The 4,463-nt window shown below is 26.1% G+C and carries 5 protein-coding genes; 4 read left to right on the top strand and 1 reads right to left on the bottom strand.

Annotation, left to right across the window (positions count from 1 at the left end; genetic code table 11):
* Positions 1–1,536 precede the first annotated feature (1,536 nt).
* On the top strand, positions 1,537–2,100 hold the full coding sequence (locus tag ABFX13_RS14415) for a hypothetical protein (RefSeq protein WP_187006996.1): 564 nt from the start codon (positions 1,537–1,539) through the stop codon (positions 2,098–2,100).
* 315 nt (positions 2,101–2,415) lie between these two features.
* Here ABFX13_RS14415 and ABFX13_RS14410 read toward each other — a convergent pair whose 3' ends face one another.
* Positions 2,416–2,625, bottom strand: coding sequence for a hypothetical protein (locus ABFX13_RS14410; RefSeq protein ID WP_346047195.1), 210 nt, complete (start codon positions 2,623–2,625; stop codon positions 2,416–2,418).
* A gap of 620 nt (positions 2,626–3,245) precedes the next feature.
* Between ABFX13_RS14410 and ABFX13_RS14405 the strand changes: the two genes are divergently transcribed.
* Genes ABFX13_RS14405 through ABFX13_RS14395 form a run of 3 tightly spaced genes read left to right on the top strand, consistent with a single transcriptional unit; the run spans position 3,246 to position 4,362 of the window.
* Positions 3,246–3,464: a spore coat associated protein CotJA gene (locus tag ABFX13_RS14405; protein WP_346047194.1), complete on the top strand. Its 219-nt coding sequence runs from the start codon at positions 3,246–3,248 to the stop codon at positions 3,462–3,464.
* 2 nt (positions 3,465–3,466) lie between these two features.
* Positions 3,467–3,730: a spore coat protein CotJB gene (locus tag ABFX13_RS14400; RefSeq protein WP_346047192.1), complete on the top strand. Its 264-nt coding sequence runs from the start codon at positions 3,467–3,469 to the stop codon at positions 3,728–3,730.
* A gap of 59 nt (positions 3,731–3,789) precedes the next feature.
* Positions 3,790–4,362 carry a manganese catalase family protein gene (locus ABFX13_RS14395; protein WP_346047190.1) on the top strand — a complete coding sequence of 191 codons (573 nt, stop codon included), beginning with the start codon at positions 3,790–3,792 and terminating at the stop codon, positions 4,360–4,362.
* Positions 4,363–4,463: the final 101 nt, after the last annotated feature.

The raw sequence follows: 4,463 nt of genomic DNA, 5'->3' as shown, positions 1-4,463 counted from the left end.
AAATATTAGTTAACTAGTAAAATATTAAGTTAAAAAGTACTAGAGATAAAGACAATTAATACAAGTCTTTATCTCTAGTACTTTTTAACTTAATATTTTTATATATCTAAAAAAAATTAATATAATTTTCTAAAATCAAAAAAAAGATTTGTAAATTAATGTAAAAAACTTTATGATATATTTAGAAAACAAAATAAAAAAGACTTACAAGTTTCCTTTCCGGTTTGGCGACCGTAATCGAAATTAGTACCCAACTGTTGACGCAGTTAGATAGTACAAGTAAGCCTTATAAACTGTTATTACTAAGAAGTATTGGCTCTACTTATTAGAACAACAACAGTTTACTTTTAAATTTATAATCAATAATTAGTATAATACATACTTCAAGTTTTAACAAGATTATAAATTTAAAAAAGGTTTATGAAATATCGAGCTATTCTCACAGTTGAGGATAGCTTTTTTTAGTTTTTAGACAAGGCTTGAGGTTGAAAAGCATTGATACTATGCTTGATTAATTAGTATTAGCTTACACCATGCTTAAACGGCTTGATAGTATGGGAGCATTGATATTAGGCTCGATAATTAATATTAGCTGATAAAAGAAATATTTACATACATATAAAAAATTGAATAGATAGGGTTTTATAAGGAAGAGTGTTTGACCTAGAGCAAACCGAATGGCTCGACAGAGTACAGGGGTAGCCGACTAAACACTTGGGTGAAAATCCCAACTGCATATATTGATGTCTGATACCATCAAAAAGGGCAGAGAGTAGTGACCCGATACTACATATGTTGAAAGCGGGGTTTGTGGCATTTCTTTGTGCAAACATAACGATACCGACTATTGGGGGAAATGGTAGTCTATATTAAATTATGAGGTGTTATGTTGACTGTATCAGTCCTAGGCGTTCCATGGTCGTATACATGGCGAGATGACGGTATTATATACCTGATAGGAGGTTAGCTTGCGACTTGTTCGTAGGCTAACTCTGTCCAAAATTAACTCGAATCTGGTATTATATAAAAAACATATAAACAAGTACATAAAAAACAATTATTTAAGCAGTAACTTATTACTATATATTAAAAAAAAAAAATTATTGAAAACAGAGTATTAGGTTTAGTTTATAGTTTATATAAAAACAACACTTAGAATGTTGAATATATTTTAATAAATTAGTATTATATATAATCATTAGTATTAAACTTTCTTTGGAGTTTAACTATAAAAAAATTTTTCAAAAAGAGAAAAAAATAAGCTTATAAAATAGGCTATTTTTTTTATGAAAAAGTTATGATAAATGTTATGTCAAAAGTTATGAAATTTGAATTTCTTAGAATTAAAAAAGTTTTATTCTAAAATGAGAGTATTCCTGGGCTTTGCCCAGGAATACTCCTTATGCTCTTTTTTCTCCGAAGGCTCTTGCAGAGGGCTTTTTATTTTTTATAAAAAATATTAAAAGGATTTTGTAATACATTTGTAATATACTACAAATGTATTACAAAAAAATTGATTGTTTTAAAGGAGATAAAATGACTAAAGAAGAGTTTTTAGAATTAGATATAGATAAAAAAATTGAATATCTAAATAAAAAATTAAGTGAAGGACAAACTGTAATTCGTATTAGAGAAGATCTAGGAATAGGAGAAAAATCTCTTCAAAAAATTATAAGAGAAAATGGATATAAATATTTTCAAAAAGAAAAAAGATATTACAAAGAAAATACAAATGTATTACAGAAAAATATAATTCATGGCAAAGAAATTTTTGATTTAGATTCTAAAGATCCCACAATTGTATTACAAAATTATAAAGATGATTTATTAGAAATAGTTCAAGCCAAGAAAGATATATTTGAAGTCATAAATGCTTTTAAAGAAAATTTGTATTACAAAGATACTACAAATGTAATAGAAGTAGTTGCTAGCAATGAAATACAAATTAAAGAATTCAAAGGTGAAGCAAAAGTAACTTCATTCAGAGTTTATGGTGAAACATTAACTAAGTGGAAAGAGTTTTGTAGTAAACATAAAAAATATAACAATCAAGATCTAGTGTCTATGGCATTGGAAGAATACATGAAAAAGTATGAGTAATGGATAAAAAAGCACCGTAAATTATGGCTAAAAAAACGTCTAGAATCCATGTAGAGCAAAAATAATAAAGTTAAGGATAAATAGGTTATCTATTTATAAAATAAGCCTTAAAATCGAAATTAGAGTTTTATAAGTAAATAAAATAAAGAAAGGTCAGACTTAATTTTATTAAGTCTGACCTTTCTTTATTTTGATAGACCTTACAAGTGTTGGAAATGCTATATTTTTACAAACTATTCCCTAAATCTAAATTTAACGAATAGTTATCTTTTAGATTGACGGATATGGTCCTTCCCCAATATTCACATTAAGACGTTAATTATTTTTTGGTTTAAATAATAATGGTCCCCATCTTAATCCTAATATGTTTAGTACTATTATGGTTAAAATTAGACCTAATATAAAACCCTTAAAATTAGGCATAAACAGATATGGAAAAATGATTATGCCTAATAAGCTTATAATAAAATTTCCTAAATAAGATAGTTTTTTATGTTTATCAAAGAATTTTTTAGTTTTTTTCATAATTTACCCACCTATTTATTAATTAAATAATTTTAAAAATTATTTAATTATATCATATCATATATAGTTTACATTACTTGATCAAATAAACTTTGGTGCCAAATTGAAGAAAAAACGAAGGTTCCCCTAAAAAGTACTAGTCTTTAAATAAGTTTGGATTATAAATTTTTGTATCTATATAGGATATTCAAATTTTTATTATCATTATAAAAAGTGTATTGATTGATATTTTCATGATTTTAATTAAGTTAATCTGTAGATTCACACAATATGAACTAATAATTTATTAGAAATCTATATTTAGAGATATCTTATAAAGATTTAGATTATCTTTAAATATATTTTTAAATTGAATGTAGTCACAAATTTAAAAAATTTTAAATATTATATACAGAATAGAAATTATATTGCTAAAAGTAGAAGAAAACTTGTATGTATTAGTTAAAATATGTCTTGATAAAAGCTTTGATATATTAAATTCAAATTTTATGAAAATGAGATCGAAGTTAGACGCTCATTATTGTCAAAATTATTTCAAAGATAACTAGCATATTTAGATATAGGTATACAAGTATAAAAATTTCATTACTTCTAAATTCAACAAATTAAGGAGAATAATCATGGAAAATTTAAGAAATGTTAAACAAAATTGTGGGTGTGAATTAGCTAGACCATATATAAATAATCAAGCTTATTCTAAATCATACAATTTAAAAACAGCATTAAAAAAGGGAACTTTATTCCCAGAATTAGATTTATTCGAATCAAATCACTATAACGATTGGTTATACGCAAACCCTAAAAATAGAGTTAAAGCAAAAAAAGGGGGTACAAGATAGTCATGAAATCCAATAGAAGAGAACTCTTAGATAAAGTCTTAGAATATCATTTTGCTTGTATAGATTTAAATTTATATTTAGATAACAATCCAGAGGATAAAAACGCTATAAACTCATACAACACATACTGCAATAAATTTATTCAAGCTAAATGCGCTTATGAAACTAAGTATGGACCATTAGCTAATTTTGGTTATGCACCAAGTTCATATCCTTGGCAATGGGTATGTGATCCTTGGCCATGGGACAAGGAATTCTATGAATAAATTTATATAATATCGAAATTAAATTGTGGATTGAATATATTAAGGAGGATTAAATTAATATGTGGATTTACCAAAAAACATTAGAATATCCAGTTAACATAAAAAATACAGATCCAAGAATGGCTAAACTTATAATGACTCAATTAGGAGGACCTAATGGTGAAATGGCAGCTGCAATTAGATATCTTCAACAAAGATATACTATGCCAACAGGAAAATCTCGAGCACTTTTAACTGACATAGGTACAGAAGAAATGGCTCATGTTGAAATAATTTCTTCAATTCTATATCAATTAATGAGTGACTGCACTCCAGAAGAACTTAAGGCTGCTGGACTTGGGCCAAATTATGCAACTTTCGGACATGGACTTCAACCGGTAGATTCTAATGGAGTAAACTTTACTACAGCTTATATTAATGTGTTTGGAGATTCTGTAACTAATTTACATGAAGATATGGCTGCAGAACAAAAAGCATTATCAACTTATTACCAATTAATAAATTTAACTGATGACCCTGATGTAAAAGATGTATTAAGATTTTTAGGTCAAAGAGAAGTAATACATTACCAAAGATTTGGTGAAGCGTTAATGGATGTATATGAATTTACAGAATGTAAACAACAATTCTAGCAAAATATTAGTTAACTAGTAAAATATTAAGTTAAAAAGTACTAGAGATAAAGACAATTAATACAAGTCTTTATCTCTAGTACTTTTTAACTTAATATTTT

This window comes from Paraclostridium tenue (genome assembly GCF_039521565.1).
In the GTDB taxonomy this organism is placed as follows: Bacteria; Bacillota; Clostridia; order Peptostreptococcales; family Peptostreptococcaceae; genus Paraclostridium; species Paraclostridium tenue.
The sequence above is the reverse complement of the archived record's forward strand: the minus strand, read 5'-3'. Positions and strand labels throughout refer to the sequence as shown.

Excerpts from the sequence above, each read along its gene's own strand:
- ABFX13_RS14405 (WP_346047194.1), top strand. The coding sequence starts at position 3,246 with ATGGAAAATTTAAGAAATGTTAAACAAAATTGTGGGTGTGAATTAGCT.
- ABFX13_RS14395 (WP_346047190.1), top strand. The coding sequence starts at position 3,790 with ATGTGGATTTACCAAAAAACATTAGAATATCCAGTTAACATAAAAAAT.
- ABFX13_RS14400 (WP_346047192.1), top strand. The coding sequence starts at position 3,467 with ATGAAATCCAATAGAAGAGAACTCTTAGATAAAGTCTTAGAATATCAT.
- ABFX13_RS14410 (WP_346047195.1), bottom strand. The coding sequence starts at position 2,625 with ATGAAAAAAACTAAAAAATTCTTTGATAAACATAAAAAACTATCTTAT.
- ABFX13_RS14415 (WP_187006996.1), top strand. The coding sequence starts at position 1,537 with ATGACTAAAGAAGAGTTTTTAGAATTAGATATAGATAAAAAAATTGAA.